The sequence below is a fragment of the Streptomyces daliensis genome, from assembly GCF_054782395.1.
On sequence record NZ_BAAGSO010000133.1, the window covers coordinates 87,849 to 106,733 of the forward strand.

Below are 18,885 nucleotides of genomic sequence, written 5' to 3' on the forward strand. Positions count from 1 at the left end.
TCGTACCGGTCCATACGCCGCGCCGAAGCCACCGACCCGCACCCGAAAAACGGCGCCAAGCCACACGACGGCACCCCCGGGCAGGGTCACAAAAATCAGCGCGGGACCCTACAGTGCGCACCACACCGGCCAACCGTCCCGCGCAACACCCCCGGCGAACCGGCACCCCCCGTTTCCTTTCGCACCCCGCGAAGGGGACCCGTCCCGCGTAACACCCCCGTGAAGCGGGAACCCGCAAACGTCGAACCGCACAGCGCATGCGGGGCGTAGAGGTGACCGACTTCGTGGGGTTGCCCCGGCAGGGGATACCGTCACCCGTCAGATGACGGGCGCGGGCCGCAGGCCGGTACCCACGGCACGGAGGGAGACGACGTGAGCGGCGGCGGGACGGTGATGGGGAGCGGCGACCCCGGGGCAGCGGCGGAAACGCACACGGACCCCTTGAACACCGCAAGGCTCAGGCGCGGCGTCCTGGACGCGTGGGCCGCGTCCAGCACCCGTTTCCGCGAGGACGCCAACGCCGAGCAGGAACTGGTCCTCGGCGGCTACCGCGACCGCCTCGTCATCGAGCTGGCCCAGAACGCCTCGGACGCGGCAGCCCGCGCAGGCGTCCCCGGACGGCTGCGCCTGACGCTCCGCGACGGCGTGCTCGTCGCCGCCAACACGGGCCGCCCCCTGGACGCGGAGGGCGTCGAGTCCCTGTCGACGCTCCGCGCCTCCGCGAAGCGCGAGGACAACCCCGAGTCGTCGGACGGCGCCCCGACCGTCGGCCGGTTCGGCGTCGGCTTCTCCGCCGTGCTGGCCGTCACCGACGAGCCGACCGTCGTCAGCCGCACGGGCGGCGTCCGCTGGTCGCTCGCCGAGGCCCGCGAGCTGGCGCTGGAGCGCGCCGCCACCGGCGACGTCCCCGCGCTCGCGGACGAACTGCGGCGCCGCGACGGCCACGTACCGCTGCTGCGCCTCCCGCTGCCCGCCGAGGGCATGGCCCCGGAGGGCTACGACACCGCCGTCGTGCTGCCGCTGCGCGACACGGCCGCGCGCGAGCTGACGGAGCGGCTGCTCGACGCCGTCGACGACGCGCTGTTGCTGACCCTCCCAGGGCTGGCCGAGATCGTCGTCGAGACCCCGGACACGACGGACAACCCGGACGCGTCCGGACCCCGCGTGCTGACGCGGCACGAGGAGGGCCCGTACGTACGGGTGGAGGACTCGGCCGCCGACGCGCCGACCCGCTGGCGGGTCGCCACCGACGGCGGGTACGCGGACGCGGCGCTGTTCGCCGACCGCCCCGTCGAGGAGCGGCTGCGCCGGGCCTGGTCGGTGACCTGGGCCGTCCCGGTGGACGCGGAGGGGGCGCCCGTACGGCCGCGTACGGCGCCGTTCGTGCACGCGCCCACGCCCACGGACGAGCCGCTCGGCGTGCCCGCGCTGCTCATCGCGTCGTTCCCGCTGGAGCCGACGCGGCGCCACGTCGCGCCCGGCCCGCTGAGGGACTTCCTGCTGGAGCGCGCCGCCGACGCGTACACCGCGCTGCTGCGGGACTGGCGGCCCGTCAGCTCCGCCACCGTGGGGCTGGTGCCGGGCCCGCTGGGCAAGGGCGAGCTGGACGGTGAGCTGCGACGGCTGCTGCTGGAGCGGCTGCCTGGCGTCCCGTTCCTCGCGGGCGCCGCGACAGAGGAGGACGAGGCGAGCGACGGCGGGTCCGGTGTGCGCGGCGAGTCCGGCGCGCGCGGCGAGCCCGTCGTGCTGCGTCCGCGCGACGCGGAGATCGTGGAGGGCGCCGGGGCCGGAACGGTGGACGTGCTGGCCGAGCTGTTCCCGAGTCTGCTGCCCGCCGGGCTGGAGCGCCGCACGGAGCTGCGCGTGCTGGAGGTGGCGCGCGTCCCGCTGGGCGAGGTCATCGACCGCCTGGCCGGGGTGGTGCGCGCCCCGGAGTGGTGGCGTCGGCTCTACGACTCGCTGGCTGGTGTGGACCCGGACCGGCTGACCGGTCTTCCCGTACCGCTGGCGGGCGCTCCGGGCGGCGCCGCCGGGGGCGCGCGGACGACGATCGGGCCCCGGCAAGTGCTCCTTCCCCTCCCCGAGTCCGTCATCGCGCCGGAACGGCTCGGGCGCCTGGGTCTGAAGGTCGCCCACGCCGACGCCGTGCACCCGCTCCTGGAGAAGCTGGGCGCGACGCCCGCGACCCCGCGCTCCGTGCTCACCACGCCCCAGGTGCGCGCGGCGGTCGCCGCTTCCCTGGAGGCCGACGACGACTGGGACCTGGACCAACTGGACCAGTTGGAGGAGGGCGAGGGCGACGCGGGCGGGCGGCGTGGACCGCTGGACGCGGAGGAGCTTGCGGAAACGGTTCTCGGGCTCGTACGGGACGCCCGTCTCGCCCCCGGCGACGAGCCCTGGCTCGGCGCGCTCGCCCTACCCGACGAGGACGGCGAACTGGCCCCCGCGGGCGAACTCGTCTACCCGGGCAGCCCCTTCGAGCGCGTCATCCGCGAGGGCGAACTCGCCGCCTGTGACGCCGAGCTGGCCGAACGCTGGGGCGAGCAGCCGCTGACGGCCGTCGGTGTGCAGGCGGGCTTCGCGCTCGTGCGCGCGACGGACGTCGTCCTCGACCCCGACGAACTGGAGCCGCGCGACGCGGACTTCGCCGAGCCGGACGACGTCGGCCTGCTCGACGCCGTCGACGTGTGGTGCGAGGACGTGCTCGACCAGCTCCCGGAGACGGCCGTGCCGCCCGTCGCGTCGGAGATCGTGGCGGTGCGGGACCTGGACCTCGTCGACGACGACCGCTGGCCCGAGGCGCTGGCCATGCTCGCGCAGCCGCCGCTGCGCGACGCGCTGACCGCGCCCGTGCGGGTCCTGCTCCCCGACGGGATCACGGAGACGGTGCGCCCCTACACCGCGTGGTGGCTGCGCGGCCACCCCGTACTGGACGGCCGCCGCCCCGCCGGGCTGCGCGCCGCCGGGGTCGATCCGCTGCTGGACGGGCTCTACGAGGAGGCCGACGCCTCCGGCTTCGGCGACGCGATGGTGCTGCGGGCGCTGGGCATCCGTACGTCGGCCGCCGCGCTGCTGGAGGAGCCGGGCGGCGCGGCCGAACTCCTCGGCCGCCTGGCCGACGACCGGCTGCCGGTGAGCGCGGCCCAGTTGCACGGCCTCTACGGGCTGCTGGCCGAGCTGGAGCCGTCCGAGGTGACGCTGCCGGAGGAACTGCGCGCGGTGACCTTCGCGGACGGCGGTGCGGCGGGAGCCGTCGAGGTCGTGGACGCGCGGAGCGCGGTCGTCGCGGACGCGCCCGACCTCATCCCCCTCGCGGGCTCCCGCGCCCTGCTCCCCGTCAGCCCCGCGCGCGCCGGGGCGCTGGCCGCTGTGCTGGAGGTGCGGCGGCTCAGCGAGGTGGTCGAGGGCGCCGTCGAGGGCGAGGGCGAGGGCGAGGGCACGGAGCGCGACGTGCCCGAGGCCGTCCGCGTCCTCCTGCCGGGCGCGCCCGCCACGTACCGCGAGCACGACGAGCTCTTCGCCGACGGCACCGAAATGGACTGGCGCCTCACCCCCGACGGGGTCCTCCACGCGGCCACGCTGGAAGGTGTGGCCGCCGGGCTGGCCTGGGCGGCGGGCCAGTGGTCGCGGCGCTTCGAGACGGCGGCGCTCCTGGAGGACCTGACCAGGGCGGCTGAGCTGGCGGCGGCACGCTGGTTCGACTGAGCGGGACGGGCAGCGCGTACGGGCAGGGCGTCGCGAGCGGGGCGGGGCCCTCGCGGCGAAGCCGCAGGTCCGGACCGCATAGGCTCGCCCTTCGGCGGACGGCCGCTCCCAGGCGGTCCGCCGGGGACCGTCCCCATACGGGTCCCCGGAGACGGGAGAGGGAAGCGGGTCGGCATGGCGGCACAGAGCGAGGCGAGTGGGGCACGCGGGGCGAGCGGGGCGTTCACCGAGGCGCGGGCACGGGAGGTGCTGGCCCTGGCGGGGGAGGACCCCGGGCGGGCGCGGCTGCTGGCGCACGGCGAGAACGCGGTCTTCGTCCTCCCCGGCAGCGGGGGCGACGCGGAGGGAGACCCCGCCGTCGCGTCGGCCACGGACTCCGGCGGCGATGGCGATGGCGACGGCGCGTGGACGGGCGGCACCGTCGTCCGTGTCGGGCGGGCGCAGCCCGACCTCGTCGCCCGCGCCGCGCACGAGCTGCGCGTCGCCTCGTGGCTGGAGGAGTGCGGGGTGCCCGCCGTACGGGCAGCGCGCGCCGAGGCCGTCGTCATCGAGGGGCACCCGCTCACGTTCTGGCGCCGCCTGCCCGAGCCCGTAAGGACCCCGGGCCCCGGCGACCTCGCCGCGCTGCTGCGCCGTGTCCACGCGCTGCCCGCGCCGCCCTTCGCGCTGCCCCCGCGCGATCTGCTGGGCGGCATCGAGCGCTGGCTGCGGATCGCGGGCGACGCGATCCCGGCCGCCGACGCCGCCTACCTGCGGGCACGCCGCGACGACTTCGCCGCGGCGGCTGCCGAGCTGATCCCCGTACTGCCGCCGGGCCCGATCCACGGCGACGCGCTGCCCCGCAACATCCAGGTGGGCCCGGACGGGCCCGTACTGCTGGACCTGGAGACGTTCTCGCACGACCTGCGCGAACACGACCTGGTGGTCATGGCCCTCAGTCACGACCGCTACGGCCTCGGCGACGAGGGCTACGCCGACTTCACCGGCACCTACGGCTACGACGTGCGCGACTGGCCGGGCTGCGCCGTGCTGCGCGGGGCGAGGGAGACGGCGAGCTGTGCGTGGGTCGCGCAGCACGCGCCGGTGAACCCGGCGGCGGGGCGTGAGTTCGCGCGCCGCGTCGCCTCCCTGCGCGAGGGCGACACGACGGTGCGCTGGCTCCCCTTCTGACCTTCTGACGGCTCTGTACCTGACGGCTCTGTGCGGGTGCGGAGCCCGTCTGCCTGTCCTCTTGTTTCGATACAGCACTGCTCTGTATCGTATTCGCATGGAGTCCGAGACAGATACGCGGTCCCCGGGACGGTCCCCCGGTCGGCCGCGCAGCAGGGAAGCGGACGAGGCCATCCTCGCGGCGGCACTCGATCTGCTCATCGAGCGGGGCGTCGGCTGTGTCAGCGTCGAACAGGTCGCGCGCCGCGCCGGAGTCACCCGCGCCACGGTGTACCGGCGCTTCCCCGACCTCACCGCGCTGCTCGTGCGCGCCGTCGAGTGGGAGTACCGCGGCATCGACCCCGAGAGCCTGCACTGGCCGGACGTCGACGCCATGATCTCCGCGTGGGCGGCGCAGCTCAGCCGCCCCCGTGGCCGACGTCTCATGCGCCGCCTGTACGCGGCCGTCGACGACCTCCCCGAGCTGCTGCGCGCCTACGCCGACGTGCACGGTCACCGTCGTACGGAGGCGGTGCACGCCACGCTCGTCCGCGCTCGCGCGGCCGGGCAGCTCCCGCCGTCCAGCGATCCGGCGGTTCTCCAGCAGATCCTCAGCGGCGCGGCGCTGCATCACCTCGGATACCCCGACACCGCCGCCGACGAGGCGCAGGTCAAGGACTACTTCGTCGCCGTACTCCGGCAGGCGGGCTACGCGGCACACGGGGGAGGGAGCGCCGGTGAGTGAGAGTCCGTCCTGGCTGGCCAGGGACATCCGTGGGGCACGCGCTGGCGGGGAGGCAGCGCTGGCGCGGCGGCAGCGCGAGCGGCTGGCCGACAGCGTCGCCCACGCACGGGCCCACTCGCCCTACTACCGTGAGCTGTACGCGGGTCTGCCGGAGCGGGTCGAGGACCCGGCGCTGCTGCCGGTCACCGACAAGCGGACGCTGATGAGCCGCTTCGACGACTGGGCGGCCGACCGCGCGGTGACCTACGAGGACGTGCGCGCGTTCGTCGACGACCCCGACCTGATCGGGCAGCGCTTCCTCGGTGAGTACCTGGTGGCCACCACCTCGGGCACCAGCGGCCGACGCGGCTTCTTCCTGCTGGAGGACCGGTACATGACCGTGGCCTCGGCCCTCAGCTCCCGCGCGCTCACCTCCGCACTGGGCACCGGCGGCCTGCTGCGCGCCGTCGCACGCCGGGGACGGTTCGCGCAGCTCGTCGCGACGGGCGGGCACTACGTCGGCTACGCCGCCTACGCGCAACTGGTCCGCGAGGGCCGGTGGCAGACCAAGGTGGTGCGGCCGTTCTCCGTGCACACGCCGATGCCGGAGCTGGTCGCCGCGCTCAACGCGTACCGCCCGGCCGTCCTCATCGGCTACGCCAGCACGATCATGCTGCTCACCGCCGAGCAGGAGGCCGGACGGCTGCGCATCGCCCCGCTGCTGGTGCAACCCGCAGGCGAGACGATGACGGCCGACGACACCGACCGCATGGCCCGTGCCTTCCGCGCCACCGTCCGCCCCGTGTACGGCGCGACGGAGTGCACCTACCTCAGCTACGGCTGCTCTCACGGCTGGTACCACGTGAACAGCGACTGGGCCGTCCTCGAACCCGTCGACGCGGACCACCGGCCCACCCCGCCAGGCGAGCTGTCGCACACCGTCCTGCTCAGCAACCTCGCCAACCGGATCCAGCCGTTCCTGCGCTACGACCTCGGCGACAGCGTCCTGCTCCGGCCCGACCCCTGCCCCTGCGGCGACCCCACCCCGGCGGTCCGGGTACAGGGCCGCGCCGGGGACACCCTGACCCTGCCCACCAGCGGCGACGGAGGCGACGGGAACGGAGGCGGGGACGAGGGCGGGGGCGGCGGGTGGGTCACCCTGGCGCCGCTGGCCCTCAGCACGCTGTTCGACCGCACGCCCGGCGTCGAGCGTTTCCAGATCGAGCAGACCGCGCCGTCGGTCCTGCGCGTGCGGATGCTCCTCGCTACGGACGCGGAGCCGGACCGCGTGTGGCACTCCGTCCAGCACGAGCTGGCCCGTCTCCTCGCCGACAACGGGGCACGGAACGTGACGCTGGAGCGGGCCGAGGAGCCGCCCCGGCAGGCGCCGGGCGGCAAGTACCGCACGGTCGTCCCGCTCACCTGACACCTCCCCCGACATCTCACCCGCCCCCGACACCCCGCCGGACCGGACCGCTCACCCGGCCGCCCGGCCCGCGCCGTGCCTCGCCTCGCCTGCTCGGCGCCTACTCAGCGCGCTTCGGCTCGGCCGGGAACGTCCGCGCCACCACCCGCCAGGCGACCTCCAGCACCGCGCCCGCCACGGCGGCCACACCCACGGCCGTCCACGGCATCGTCGTACCGACCAGCTTAAGGGCGAAGAAGTCCTGGAGCCACGGCGTCACCAGCACCACCAGGAAGCCCAGGCCCATCGTGAGCACCAGCCCCACCCGCCACCAGGTGTAGGGGCGGGCCACGATGGCCAGCACCCATATCGCGATGAGGAACAGCGTCAGCGTCGCCACGCTCGTCTCCGCGTCCAGCGCGTCCGGGCCGCTGTAGTGGCTGCGGGCCAGCAGATACGTGCCGAAGGTGGCCGTTCCGGCTATGAGGCCCGCCGGGATCGCGTACCGCATCACCCTGCGCACGAAGTGCGGCTTCGCGCGCTCGCGGTTGGGCGCCAGGGCGAGGAAGAACGCCGGTATGCCGATGGTCAGCGAGGAGATCAGCGTCAGATGGCGGGGCAGGAACGGGTACGGGACCTGCCAGCAGATCACCAGCAGCGCCAGCAGCACGGAGTAGACCGTCTTCGTCAGGAAGAGGTTGGCGACACGTTCGATGTTCCCGATCACCCGGCGGCCCTCGGCGACGACCGAGGGCAGCGTCGAGAAGCTGTTGTTCAGCAGCACGATCTGGGCCACGGCGCGCGTGGCCTCCGAGCCGGAGCCCATCGAGACGCCGATGTCGGCGTCCTTGAGCGCCAGCACGTCGTTGACCCCGTCGCCCGTCATCGCCACCGTGTGCCCGCGCGACTGGAGCGCGGCGACCATGTCCCGCTTCTGCTGCGGGGTGACCCGGCCGAAGACGGTGGCCTCCTCCAGCTCGCGCGCCATCGAAGCGGGCTCCCGTGGCAGCCGCCGCGCGTCGGCTGCCGCGTCAGCCCCTGGCAGCCCCAGCTTTCCGGCGACGGCGCCGACCGACACCGCGTTGTCCCCGGAGATGACCTTGGCCTGGACGTTCTGCTCGGCGAAATAGGCGAGGGTGTCGGCGGCGTCGGGGCGCAGCCGCTGCTCCAGCACCACCAGGGCCGTGGGTTCAGCGCCGTCCGCCACGTCCGCCGCGTCCAGTGCTGCCCGCGTACGGGCCAGCAGCAGCACCCGCAGCCCGTCCTTACTGAGCCGGTCGACGTCAGCGAGCGCGGGGTGGCCCTGGGGGAGCAGCACGTCGGGCGCGCCCAGCAGCCATGAGCCGGCGCGGGCCTCCCCTCCGTGTGCGGGGTCTTCGAGGACGGCGCCGCTGTACTTGCGCGCGGACGAGAAGGGCAGCGTCCCGACACAGCGCAACGGCGCCACCCCGTCGGAACCCGGACCGGCGCCCGGGTCCGTCGCCGTCGCCGGAAAGCTCTCGACGATCGCCTGGAGGCTGGCGTTGGGATGCGGGTCGGAGGCGCCGAACGCGGTGAGCACCCGCTCCACGTGCGCCCGCTCGGCGCCGCCCAGCGTCCGCACCTCCGCGACGTCCATCCCGCCCTCGGTCAGCGTGCCCGTCTTGTCCAGGCACACGACATCGACCCGCGCCAGCCCCTCGATCGCGGGCAGCTCCTGGACCAGGCACTGCTTGCGGCCCAGCCGGATGACGCCGATCGCGAAGGCGACGGAGGTCAGCAGCACCAGGCCCTCGGGGACCATCGGGACGATGCCGCCGACCATGCGGCGGATGGCCTCGTCGGCGTCGTGGTCCTCGACCACGAGCTGGCTGAGGATCAGCCCGACCGCGGCCGGGACCATCATCCAGGTGATGTACTTCAGGATCGTGCTGATGCCGCTGCGCAGCTCGGAGTGGACGAGCGTGAAGCGGGACGCCTCCTCGGCGAGCTGTGCGGCGTACGCCTCCCTGCCCACCTTCGTCGCGGTGAACGCGCCGCTGCCCGCGACCACGAAGCTGCCCGACATCACCGTGTCGCCCGGCCGCTTGAGCACCGGGTCCGCCTCGCCTGTCAGCAGCGACTCGTCGATCTCCAGCCCGTCGGCCTCGACGACCTCCCCGTCCACGACGCACTTGTCGCCCGGACCCAGCTCGACGAGATCGCCGAGCACGATCTCGCCCGTGGGGAGCGGTACGGCGGTGCCGTCGCGCCGGACCGTCGGCCTGGCCTCGCCGATCACCGCGAGGCTGTCGAGCGTCTTCTTGGCGCGCAGCTCCTGGACGATGCCGATCAGCGTGTTGGCGACGATGACGAACCCGAACAGGCCGTCCTGGATCGGGCCGACGACGAGGATGATGAGGAAGAGGACGCCGATGATGGCGTTGAAGCGGGTGAGGACGTTGGCGCGGACGATGTCCGCCGTGGAGCGGCTGCTGCGGACCGGGACGTCGTTGACCTCCCCGCGCGCGACGCGCTCGGCGACCTCGTCCGGCGTCAGCCCCCACGCGCGGCCCCCGCGCGGCGTGCCGGCGCCCGCCGCCCCCGCGTCCGCCCTCGCGGATGCGTCTGTGTCGGTGCCGGGCAGCGCGGTGTCTCCGCGTCCGGCCTCGGTCTCTGCCCGGTGCGTCATGCCTTCGACGGTACGGTCGTTTTTCCGGCTCTGCGCGGATCCCCCATGTATCTGGGGGAACAGAGGGCTCCGTTCCTCTTCTGGTAGGACTCCTGTCTCAGGGGCCCCATCAGGGTCGGGTCCCGTCGGGCCCGGGTCTTCTCAGCCCTCGCCCTGGACCTGATCCTGGGCCTGGGTCTGATCCTGGCCCTGATCCTGGGCGCGGCGGATCGCGGCGTCACGGCCGCGGACGTACCAGATGCCGACGCACCCGAGTCCAGCGCCGGCCGCGCACGTCCAGATCCACCACGTGTGTCCGTGGTCGGCGTACCAGCCGTAGAAGGGCAACTGCCCGAGGAAGAGGAGGAACCACAGCACCGTGCCCACGGTGACGGTGGCGACGACGTTCCCCTCCAGTGGCTCCGGCGCCTCGCGCTCGCCGTTGGTCCACTTGTTCATGAGGCCCATCGCCATGGCTCCCTGGCTCCCTGTCGCTGGTCGGTCGTTACCAGACTAACGAGCGGCCGCAAGGGTCTACGCGCGGAGATAGCGATCATTACTGTTGTTTGTTCATACTGAACCTAAATGGATCTGACCGGTTTCGTTCGTCTGATGCTCTAATTTGATCCATTTACTCTTCAGGCAGCACCCCCTAGGCCCGCCCCCGCAGGCCCCCACAACTGAGGTCACGCATGTCCGCTTCGGCCACCGGATCGGTCGAGTCGGGGAAGCAGCCCGCTTCCCCGCCCCCCGCCCCCAAGAACGCCCTCGACCGCTTCTTCAAGATCTCCGAGCGCGGTTCGAGCGTCAGCAGTGAGATTCGGGGTGGCCTGGCCACCTTCTTCGCGATGGCGTACATCGTCGTGCTGAACCCGATCATCCTGGGCGCCGGCGAGGACAAGTTCGGGCACCAGCTCGACAACACCCAGCTCGTCACCGCCACCGCGCTGATCGCCGGACTGACCACCCTCCTCATGGGGATCATCGGCAATGTGCCGATCGCCCTCGCGGCGGGCCTCGGCATCAACGCCGTCGTCTCCCTCCAGCTCGCGCCGAAGATGTCCTGGCCCGACGCCATGGGCATGGTCGTCCTGGCGGGTCTCGTGCTGATGCTGCTGGTCGCCTCGGGTCTGCGGCAGCGTGTGATGGACGCCATCCCGAACGGGCTGCGCCGCTCCATCGCCATCGGCATCGGCCTGTTCATCTGCCTCATCGGCCTGGTGGACTCGGGCTTCGTCACCCGCAACCCCGACGCCGCGAACACCACCGTGCCGCTCGGTCTCGGCCAGGGCGGGCAGCTCCAGGGCTGGCCCGTGCTGGTCTTCGTGCTCGGCCTGGCGCTGATGTTCATCCTCGTCGTCCGCAAGACCAAGGGCGCGATCCTCATCGGCATCGTCGTGATGACCGTCGTCGCGATCGTCATCAACTCCATCGCCACCATCCCGGACACCGCCTGGGGCCTGGCCGTCCCGAAGGTGCCCGACTCCGTCGTCAGCACCCCGGACTTCGGCCTCGTCGGCCAGATCAGCCTCTTCGACGGGTTCAAGGAGGTCGGCTGGCTGACCGGCTGCCTCTTCGTCTTCACCGTGCTGCTCTCCGGCTTCTTCGACGCGATGGGCACGATCATCGGCGTCGGCGAGGAGTCCAAGCTCGCCGACGAGAACGGCCAGCTCCCGCGCATGGGCCGGATCCTGATGATGGACGGCATCGGCGTCGCGGGCGGCGGCTTCGGCTCCTGCTCCGCCAACACCTGCTTCGTCGAGTCCACGGCGGGCGTCGGCGAGGGCGCGCGCACGGGTCTGGCCAACGTGCTGACCGGCGCGCTCTTCCTCCTCACCCTGATCTTCACCCCGCTGGCCACGGTCGTGCCGTCCCAGGCCGCGACCCCTGCCCTGGTGGTCGTGGGCTTCCTGATCATGGCCTCGAACGTGCGGGAGATCGACTGGAGCGACGCCTCCGTCGGCATCCCCGCGTTCCTGACACTGGTCTCGATGCCCTTCACCTACAGCATCACCAACGGCATCGGCATCGGCGTCCTCGCCTTCATCGTGCTGCGCGCCGCCACCGGGCGGATCCGCGAGATCCCGTGGCTGCTGAGCGTCGTCGGCGCCTGCTTCCTCGTCTACTTCCTGCTCAACCCGATCGAGCAGCTCATCGGCGTGAAGTAGCCCTCTGCGGAGCTCTGCTCCTCCCCTTCGCGTACGGCGGTGCCACACGGCGCCGCCGTACGTGTGTGTAGGGGCCACTCTCCTGGGAACCGGAACAGGGGTTCAGGCCGCTCCGCCGTAGAACCGTTCCGTCTCGTCGACGGACTCCTTGAAGCGCTCGTCGAAGTCCTCGCGGACGAGCGTGCGGACGACGTAGTCCTGGACGCTCATCCCGCGCTTGGCGGCGTGGGCGTGTACCCGGTCGAAGAGGTCGGTGTCTATGCGCAGGCTGAGTACCTTCGAGGTCGGCGAGGTCATGCCCCCAACGGTCCACGGCGGATCAGGTGCCGTGCGTCAGTTTTCCGCGCCGCCTCACCCGTACGTGTGAGGCGAGCGGTCCGGAAGAGGGGGGACACGGGGTGTTCATTAGGCGAGGTAATGAGTTACGCTAATGACTATGCCGGAACTGCCCGAGCACGGTGAGGCCGACGACGCCGCCGTGAACGCCCTCCGCTCCGCCGTCATGCGCCTCTCCCGGCGGCTCAAGCACCAGCGGGTGGACGAGTCGCTGAGCCCGACCGAGATGTCGGTGCTCGGCACCCTCGCCCGCTGTGGCACGGCCACGCCGAGTGAACTGGCCCGCAAGGAGCACGTACAGCCGCCGTCCATGACGCGCATCGTCGCGATGCTGGAGGCCAAGGGCCTGGTCCGGCTGGAACCGCATCCCGAGGACCGCCGCCAGAAGGTGGTCACCCAGACCGAGCAGGCCGAGTCCATGCTCGCCGCGAGCCGCGAGAAGCGGAACGCGTGGCTGGCCGAGCTGGTCGGTGAGCTGGACGAGGACGAGTGGGCGCGGCTGCGCGCGGCGGCGCCCGTGCTGGAGAAGCTCGCGCATTTGTGAGGAGCAGCAGTAAGCGACAGCCGAGGAGGCGAACCCCCATTGAGTACGGGCCACGGAGCAGACGACTCCGCACCCGCACCCTCATCCGCACCCGAGTCCCAGAACAAGAACCAGAACCAGAGTCCGGGCCCAGGTCCGGGCCAGACGAAGACACCGGGCCCGGCGAAGCCCTCGATGTTCAGTTCGCTGCGCATCCGTAACTACCGGCTCTTCGCCATGGGCCAGGCCGTCTCCAACACCGGCACCTGGATGCAGCGCATCGCCCAGGACTGGCTGGTGCACAGCATCACCGGCTCGTCGACGGCCGTCGGCATCACCACGGCGCTCCAGTTCCTGCCGATGCTGCTCTTCGGCCTCTACGGGGGTGTCATCGCCGACCGCTGCGACAAGCGGAAGCTCCTGTTCATCACGCAGTCCGTGATGGGGCTGACCGGGCTCGCCCTCGCCGCGCTCACGCTCAGCGGCCAGGTGCAGGTGGCGCACGTGTACGCGCTCGCTTTCGTCCTCGGCCTCGCGACCGTCCTGGACAACCCGACGCGTCAGACGTTCGTCTCCGAGATGGTCGGCCCTGACCAGATACGCAACGCCGTCTCCCTCAACTCCGCCAACTTCCAGAGCGCCCGGCTCGTCGGCCCCGCCGTCGCCGGTGTCATGATCTCGGCGGTCGGCAGCGGTTGGGCGTTCCTCTTCAACGGCCTCTCCTTCATCGCGCCCCTCACAGGACTGCTGCTGATGCGCACCGGCGAACTCCACGTCAGCGAGCGCGCCCCGCGCAGCAAGGGCCAGCTCAGGGAGGGTCTGCGCTACGTAGGCGGGCACCCCGAGCTGCTGTGGCCGATAGTGCTGGTCGGCTTCGTCGGCACCTTCGGCTTCAACTTCCCCATCTGGCTGACCGCGTTCACCGACCAGGTCTTCTCCGAGGGCGCGGGCACGTACGGGCTGCTCAACACCCTGATGGCCGTCGGCTCCGTGGCCGGCGCGCTGCTCGCGGCGCGGCGCGGCACGTCCCGGATGCGGCTGATGGCCGGGGCTGCGCTGCTCTTCGGCGTACTGGAGATGGCCGCCGCGATCTCACCGTCGTTCTGGCTGTTCGCCGCGCTGATGGCGCCGATCGGCGTGATGGGGCTCACCTTCAACGTCACCGCGAACGCCAGCGTCCAGATGGCCTCCGACCCGTTGATGCGGGGGCGGGTGATGAGCCTCTACATGATGGTCTTCGTCGGCGGCACGCCCATCGGCGGCCCGATCATGGGCTGGATCACCGACACGTACGGGGCGCGCGTCGGCTTCCTCTCCGGCGGGCTGATCTCGGCCGGTATCGCCGTGGCCGTCGGCCTCGTCCTGGCCAGGGCGAGCGGGCTGCGGCTGCGCGTGGACCTGCGGCGGGGGCACCGGCATGTGACGTTCGTGCCGTACGGGGCGGCTGCGGCGGGGCAAGGCGCGGGGCACGGCGCGGACAGTACGGACGGTGCGACGGCGGAGGACGGCCGCGCCGACACCGGTTCCGAGCGGGAACGGGTGGCTCCGGCGGCATAGCGGGGCGCCCCCCGTCGATCGCTCGGGGGTTCCGGGGTACGGGCGCTGCGGCGCGGCGGCAGACTGTGCCGCATGAGACTCTTCGCCGCCCTCCTCCCGCCCGAGGAGGCCACCGCCGCGCTGGCGGACGCCGTCGGAGAACTGCGCGAGCGCGACGGCGCCGAGCGGCTCCGCTGGGCACCACGCGTCAACTGGCACATCACCCTCGCCTTCTACGGGGAGGTCGACGACGCCTCCCTGCCCGCGCTCAGGGAACGGCTGGCGCGCGTCGCGGCGCGCGCGGCGCCGCTGCGGCTGCGGTGCGCGGGCGGCGGGCAGTTCGGGGGCCGGGCGCTGTGGGCGGGGATCGCCGTCGCCGAACCGGAGGGGGCCGAGGGCACGGAGAACACGGAGGGGGCGGGTCCGCTGCGGTTGCGCCGGCTCGCCGAAGCCTCCGCGGCGGCGGGCCGCAAGGCCGGGCTCCCCATGGAGGAACCCGGCCGCTTCCGCGCCCACCTCACCCTTGCCAGGACCCGCAAGGGCGGTGACGGCGGCCCCGTCGACCTGACCCCCTACCTGCGGGCCCTCGACGCCGTGCGCTGCGCGCCCTGGACGGCGACCGAGCTGGCCCTCGTCCGCAGCAACCTCCCCGTCCACGGCGTGCCCGGCGAGCAGCCGCGATACGAACAGGTGGAGGGCTGGCCACTGGGCCGGTGACGGCTCCCGTTACCGTGGGGGGCGTGAATGCCAAGACCAGGATGCGGATCGTGACCGGTGCGCTCTTGCTGATGTTCGTCGTCGTGGCGGTGGCCGCCGCGTTCGGCGGCTAGGAGCCCCCGAACGCCGTGCGCGGTGGCCACCGGGGACCTCACCAGCGAGAGACCCTCACCAGGCGAAGGCTTCCGGCGAGGGGCCGGGGCCGGGGAAGATCTCGTCGAGCGATGTCAGCAGCGACTCGTCCAGCTCCAGCTCGACCGCGCGCAGCGCGGAGGCGAGCTGTTCGGCCGTGCGCGGACCCACGATGGGACCCGTCACACCGGGGCGGGTCAGCAGCCAGGCCAGGCCGACCTCACCGGGCTCCAGGCCGTGCTTCTCCAGCAGATCCTCGTAGCGCTGCACCTGCGCGCGGAGCTGTGTGTTGGCCAGCGCGTCGCCCGAGCGGCCCGAACCTGTGCGCCCGGAGCCGCCCTGGCTCTCCTTGCGGATCGCGCCGCCCAGCAGGCCGCCGTGCAGCGGTGACCACGGGATGACGCCGAGCCCGTACTCGCGCGCCGCGGGGATGACCTCCATCTCGGCGCGGCGCTCCGCGAGGTTGTAGAGGCACTGCTCGCTGACGAGCCCGTACGAGCCGCGCCGCGCCGCCGTCTCGTTCGCCTGGGCGAGGTTCCAGCCCGCGTGGTTGGAGGAGCCGACGTAGAGGACCTTGCCCTGCTGGACCAGGACGTCCATGGCCTGCCAGATCTCCTCCCAGGGCGTCGACCTGTCGACGTGGTGGAACTGGTACAGGTCGATGTAGTCGGTGCCAAGACGCCTGAGGCTGGCGTCGACGGAGTGCCGTATGTTCAGCGCCGACAGCTTGTCCTGGTTGGGCCAGACCTTGCCGTCGACGCCCATGTTCGCGAAGCCCTTGGTGGCCAGGACGGTCTTCTCGCGGCGGTCGCCGCCCTTCGCGAACCAGCTGCCGAGGATCTCCTCGGTGCGCCCCTTGTTGGCACCCCAGCCGTAGACGTTGGCGGTGTCGAAGAAGTTGATGCCCGCGCCCTGCGCGGCATCCATGATCGTGTGGCTCTCGGCCTCGTCCGTCTGCGGACCGAAGTTCATCGTCCCGAGGACGATCCGGCTGACCTTGAGACCCGTGCGCCCGAGCTGCGTGTACTTCATGTCAGCCCACCCAAGCCCTTGAAGCCCGCTCTAGGCAAGGCCCCTCGCCGCGCCCCCGGCGGCGGGCCGTCCGCTTCGCGCCGCTCAGGGCCCGGCCCGCGTCAGGGCTCCTACGGGGCGGCCGGTCAGGGCTCGTACGGGCCGCCCACGTCCCACGCCTGGTGCAGCGCCGTGGCGAAGGCGGCGGCCAGGCGGTGTTCGCCGGAGGGGGAGGGGTGCGTGCCGTCGTACGTGTCGCGGTCCACCGTCCAGTCCGGCGGCGGGGAGGCGAGGAGCAGCGGCGAGGACGGGGTGGAGAGGTCGGCGACGGCCTTCGCCAGCAGCTCGTTGAAGCGCTCGCACTCCGCCGCGAAGTCCGGGTCCGTGAGCGCGCGGACGTTCGGCACCACGGGCAGGATCACCGCGCGGACACCGGGCCGCGCGGCGCGCGCCTCGGCGACGAAGCGGCGCACGTTCCGTGCCGTCTCGCGCGCGTCGGCGTAGAAGCCGAGGTCGATCAGGCCGAGGGAGACGAGGAGGGTGTCGGCCTTGTGCCTGCGCACCGCGTCGCCGATCAGCGGGGCCATGTGCAGCCAGCCCTCGCCCCACCCGGCCAGGTGGCAGCGCGCCTTCTCGGGGAAGGCCGGGTCGCCGTAGTCCTGGGAGTCCTCGTGGAGCGCCGTACGCGGTCCGACGACGCGGAACGGGCCCCCGTACGCGGAGTTGAGGTGCCGCCACATGCGGTAGCGCCAGGTGAAGTCACCGGCGCTGCCGATCGTGATGCTGTCGCCGACGAACATGATCCGCACCCGCACATACTGACCGAAGATCGCCGGGCCCGCACCGAGGGGCCGCCGTGATGCTGGACACTTGGGCTCATGTCTCAGACGTCTCAGCGTGTGTGGATCTCTCCGCTCGCCCGGGTGCTCCCGCTCGTCCGGATATCCCCGCTTCTGCGCGGCGCCCTGGTCCTCGCCGTCACCGGGGTCACGGCCATGGGCACGGCCGCCGTCGCGGTGGCGGACGACGACGGAAAGCCGTCGTCGTTCACGATCAAGGACCCCCGGATCACGGAGTCCAGCGGCCTCGCCGCCAGCCGCGCGCACAAGGGCGTCTACTGGACGCACAACGACAGCGACGACGGCCCGTACGTCTACGGAGTCGACAGCCGCACAGGCAAGACCGTCGCCACCGTCACCATGAGCGGCGTCGACCCGCGCGACGTGGAGGCCATCTCCGTCGGCCCCGACGGCAGCGTCTACGTCGGCGACATCGGCGACAACCTCAACGGCACCTGGCCCGAGGTGTGGATCTACCGCTTCCCCGAGCCGGAGAAGCTGGGCGACACGACGGTCACGCCGACCCGCTACACCGTGCGCTACGCGGACGGACCGCGCGACGCCGAGTCGCTGATGGTCCACCCCAAGACCGGCCGGGTCTACATAGCCAGCAAGAACGACAAGGAGAAGGGCGGCATCTACGAAGGCCCCGCCGAGCTGTCCGCCTCCGGCGTCAACACCTTCCGGCGCATCGCGCGCACCGAGATCTGGGCGACCGACGGCGCCTTCTCACCGGACGGCACGCGGCTGATGCTGCGCAGCTACTTCGGCGGCGGGATGTACGCCTGGCGCGACGGAAAGCCGAAGGCCCTGGACAGCATGGTGTCCGTGCCCATGCAGGGGCAGGGCGAATCGGTCACCTTCACGCCCGACGGGCGCTATCTGATGTACGGCTCGGAGGGCGAGAACAGCACCGTCGAACCGGAGGAACTGGACGGCGAACTCCTCCCCGAGGACGCTGCCCGCGAGAAGAAGGCCGAGGACAAGGAGCGCAGGGACGGCGACTCCGGCTCCGGCGCGGACTCCGGCGACGACCGCAACATCGTCGTGGGCGGCGTCACCTTCGCCGTCGCCGTCGGCCTCTGGATGGGGCTGCGCAGGCTGTTCCGCCGCCGCGACTGAGCGCACGGCCCGTGTGGGAGCCCGCCGGGGGAAGAGAGGCGCCGGGGGCGGGGTCCGACGCTCGGGGGCTCAGCGGCCCGCCGCCCCCGTCCCCTCGTCTGCCGCCTCCTCCTCGCCGCCCCGGCGGTCGATGAACGCCTGGAACCCGTCCAGCAGCGGTTCGAGGCCGAACCTCATCGCCTCGTACGCCGTCATCGTGAACGTGTCGTCGGGCAGAGTGGCGATCTCCGGATACACGCCGGTCTCCATCGCCTTGATCATGTACGGCTCCTGCGTCGCCCAGAACTCCTCGTCGCTGAGGCCCGACTGCTGCGCCGCCTGCTGGTGCAGCACGTGCGCGCGGGCCGCGCCCACCACGTAGTTGTCTATCGCGACGAGCAGCCCGACCTTCTCGCGGCCCGTCAGACCGATCCCGTGCAGGGAGGCCAGGGCGAGATCGAAGCCCGCCATGGAGTTGGGGCCGAGGACGGGCCGCACCTGGTTGACCTGGAGCAGCCACGGGTTGCCCGTGTACAGCTCCCAGGAATCGAGCGCGAGCTGCTCCATGCTCGTGCGCCAGCCCTTGCCGCTCAGCCGGTCCGCGTCCTCGCCGGGCGCGTTGACGTGATCGAGCATGAGGTCCAGCAGCTCGCCCTTGCCCGGTACGTAGCGGTACAGGGACATGGTGCCGACGCCCAGCTCCGCGGCGACCTTGCGCATGGAGAGCGCGGTCAGGCCCTCGCTGTTGGCCAGCGCGACGGCCGTGCTGACGATCCGCTCCAGCGTGAGGCCCGGTTTGGGTCCGCGGCTGGGCTGTTCCTTGGTGCCCCACAGCAGGTCGAGGCTGCGGGCGAGGTCCCCGCTTCCGGTCTGTTCGGTCGTCATGGTGATCGCCATTTTAAGTCGCTCG

15 protein-coding genes are annotated in these 18,885 nt (G+C 72.4%); 9 read left to right on the top strand and 6 right to left on the bottom strand.

All coding sequences use genetic code 11. The features are described from left to right. The first annotated feature begins 393 nt into the window (after positions 1–393). From ACYVOO_RS37780 to ACYVOO_RS37795, 4 genes are all read left to right on the top strand, one after another. Positions 394–3,705 carry a sacsin N-terminal ATP-binding-like domain-containing protein gene (locus ACYVOO_RS37780; RefSeq protein ID WP_461020397.1) on the top strand — a complete coding sequence of 1,104 codons (3,312 nt, stop codon included), beginning with the start codon at positions 394–396 and terminating at the stop codon, positions 3,703–3,705. A gap of 174 nt (positions 3,706–3,879) precedes the next feature. After that, positions 3,880–4,875, top strand: a complete 996-nt coding sequence (locus ACYVOO_RS37785; protein ID WP_461020253.1) for a phosphotransferase — start codon at positions 3,880–3,882, stop codon at positions 4,873–4,875. 97 nt (positions 4,876–4,972) lie between these two features. Next, positions 4,973–5,599, top strand: coding sequence for a TetR/AcrR family transcriptional regulator (locus ACYVOO_RS37790; RefSeq protein WP_461020254.1), 627 nt, complete (start codon positions 4,973–4,975; stop codon positions 5,597–5,599). Further along, on the top strand, positions 5,592–7,004 hold the full coding sequence (locus ACYVOO_RS37795; RefSeq protein ID WP_461020255.1) for a phenylacetate--CoA ligase family protein: 1,413 nt from the start codon (positions 5,592–5,594) through the stop codon (positions 7,002–7,004). Before ACYVOO_RS37790 ends, ACYVOO_RS37795 begins: the two co-directional genes overlap by 8 nt. Positions 7,005–7,104: 100 nt before the next feature. Here ACYVOO_RS37795 and ACYVOO_RS37800 read toward each other — a convergent pair whose 3' ends face one another. Together ACYVOO_RS37800 and ACYVOO_RS37805 are read right to left on the bottom strand one after the other, a co-directional pair. Further along, positions 7,105–9,633 carry an HAD-IC family P-type ATPase gene (locus ACYVOO_RS37800; RefSeq protein WP_461020256.1) on the bottom strand — a complete coding sequence of 843 codons (2,529 nt, stop codon included), beginning with the start codon at positions 9,631–9,633 and terminating at the stop codon, positions 7,105–7,107. Positions 9,634–9,774: 141 nt separating this feature from the next. Beyond that, entirely contained in the window at positions 9,775–10,071 is a 297-nt protein-coding gene (locus ACYVOO_RS37805; RefSeq protein ID WP_461020398.1) for a DUF2530 domain-containing protein, read from the bottom strand. A gap of 233 nt (positions 10,072–10,304) precedes the next feature. Between ACYVOO_RS37805 and ACYVOO_RS37810 the strand changes: the two genes are divergently transcribed. Next, positions 10,305–11,780, top strand: a complete 1,476-nt coding sequence (locus tag ACYVOO_RS37810; protein WP_453344791.1) for an NCS2 family permease — start codon at positions 10,305–10,307, stop codon at positions 11,778–11,780. A gap of 102 nt (positions 11,781–11,882) precedes the next feature. Here ACYVOO_RS37810 and ACYVOO_RS37815 read toward each other — a convergent pair whose 3' ends face one another. Further along, complete coding sequence (locus ACYVOO_RS37815) at positions 11,883–12,077, bottom strand: ribbon-helix-helix protein, CopG family (protein ID WP_453344792.1); 195 nt, start codon at positions 12,075–12,077, stop codon at positions 11,883–11,885. 139 nt (positions 12,078–12,216) lie between these two features. Between ACYVOO_RS37815 and ACYVOO_RS37820 the strand changes: the two genes are divergently transcribed. The 3 genes from ACYVOO_RS37820 (at position 12,217) to ACYVOO_RS37830 (ending at position 14,892) form a co-directional block, all read left to right on the top strand. Next, on the top strand, positions 12,217–12,660 hold the full coding sequence (locus tag ACYVOO_RS37820; protein WP_453344793.1) for a MarR family winged helix-turn-helix transcriptional regulator: 444 nt from the start codon (positions 12,217–12,219) through the stop codon (positions 12,658–12,660). A gap of 39 nt (positions 12,661–12,699) precedes the next feature. Continuing rightward, positions 12,700–14,196: an MFS transporter gene (locus ACYVOO_RS37825; RefSeq protein WP_461020257.1), complete on the top strand. Its 1,497-nt coding sequence runs from the start codon at positions 12,700–12,702 to the stop codon at positions 14,194–14,196. A 72-nt stretch (positions 14,197–14,268) separates the two neighbouring features. Then, positions 14,269–14,892, top strand: a complete 624-nt coding sequence (locus ACYVOO_RS37830; RefSeq protein WP_461020258.1) for a 2'-5' RNA ligase family protein — start codon at positions 14,269–14,271, stop codon at positions 14,890–14,892. 168 nt (positions 14,893–15,060) lie between these two features. On the opposite strand, the gene ACYVOO_RS37835 is transcribed toward ACYVOO_RS37830, so the two are convergent. After that, a complete protein-coding gene (locus tag ACYVOO_RS37835; protein ID WP_461020259.1) occupies positions 15,061–16,056 on the bottom strand; it encodes an aldo/keto reductase in 996 nt (331 codons plus the stop codon). Positions 16,057–16,181: 125 nt separating this feature from the next. Beyond that, the gene (locus tag ACYVOO_RS37840) at positions 16,182–16,835 is read right to left on the bottom strand and encodes a GDSL-type esterase/lipase family protein (protein ID WP_461020399.1); all 654 of its coding nucleotides are present in this window, start codon (positions 16,833–16,835) and stop codon (positions 16,182–16,184) included. Positions 16,836–17,030: 195 nt separating this feature from the next. Here ACYVOO_RS37840 and ACYVOO_RS37845 point away from each other — a divergent pair, with 195 nt between their 5' ends. Beyond that, positions 17,031–17,996, top strand: a complete 966-nt coding sequence (locus ACYVOO_RS37845) for a hypothetical protein (RefSeq protein ID WP_461020400.1) — start codon at positions 17,031–17,033, stop codon at positions 17,994–17,996. Between the two features lie 69 nt (positions 17,997–18,065). Here the strand turns inward: ACYVOO_RS37845 and ACYVOO_RS37850 are convergent, their stop codons facing one another. Next, positions 18,066–18,860, bottom strand: coding sequence for a TetR/AcrR family transcriptional regulator (locus tag ACYVOO_RS37850; protein ID WP_461020260.1), 795 nt, complete (start codon positions 18,858–18,860; stop codon positions 18,066–18,068). Between the last annotated feature and the right edge of the window lie 25 nt (positions 18,861–18,885).

Coding starts and splice junctions, on each gene's coding strand:
- ACYVOO_RS37780 (WP_461020397.1), top strand. CDS start 394: ATGGGGAGCGGCGACCCCGGGGCAGCGGCGGAAACGCACACGGACCCC.
- ACYVOO_RS37800 (WP_461020256.1), bottom strand. CDS start 9,633: ATGACGCACCGGGCAGAGACCGAGGCCGGACGCGGAGACACCGCGCTG.
- ACYVOO_RS37840 (WP_461020399.1), bottom strand. CDS start 16,835: ATGTTCGTCGGCGACAGCATCACGATCGGCAGCGCCGGTGACTTCACC.
- ACYVOO_RS37850 (WP_461020260.1), bottom strand. CDS start 18,860: ATGACGACCGAACAGACCGGAAGCGGGGACCTCGCCCGCAGCCTCGAC.
- ACYVOO_RS37805 (WP_461020398.1), bottom strand. CDS start 10,071: ATGAACAAGTGGACCAACGGCGAGCGCGAGGCGCCGGAGCCACTGGAG.
- ACYVOO_RS37835 (WP_461020259.1), bottom strand. CDS start 16,056: ATGAAGTACACGCAGCTCGGGCGCACGGGTCTCAAGGTCAGCCGGATC.
- ACYVOO_RS37830 (WP_461020258.1), top strand. CDS start 14,269: ATGAGACTCTTCGCCGCCCTCCTCCCGCCCGAGGAGGCCACCGCCGCG.
- ACYVOO_RS37810 (WP_453344791.1), top strand. CDS start 10,305: ATGTCCGCTTCGGCCACCGGATCGGTCGAGTCGGGGAAGCAGCCCGCT.
- ACYVOO_RS37785 (WP_461020253.1), top strand. CDS start 3,880: ATGGCGGCACAGAGCGAGGCGAGTGGGGCACGCGGGGCGAGCGGGGCG.
- ACYVOO_RS37815 (WP_453344792.1), bottom strand. CDS start 12,077: ATGACCTCGCCGACCTCGAAGGTACTCAGCCTGCGCATAGACACCGAC.
- ACYVOO_RS37790 (WP_461020254.1), top strand. CDS start 4,973: ATGGAGTCCGAGACAGATACGCGGTCCCCGGGACGGTCCCCCGGTCGG.
- ACYVOO_RS37820 (WP_453344793.1), top strand. CDS start 12,217: ATGCCGGAACTGCCCGAGCACGGTGAGGCCGACGACGCCGCCGTGAAC.
- ACYVOO_RS37845 (WP_461020400.1), top strand. CDS start 17,031: ATGGGCACGGCCGCCGTCGCGGTGGCGGACGACGACGGAAAGCCGTCG.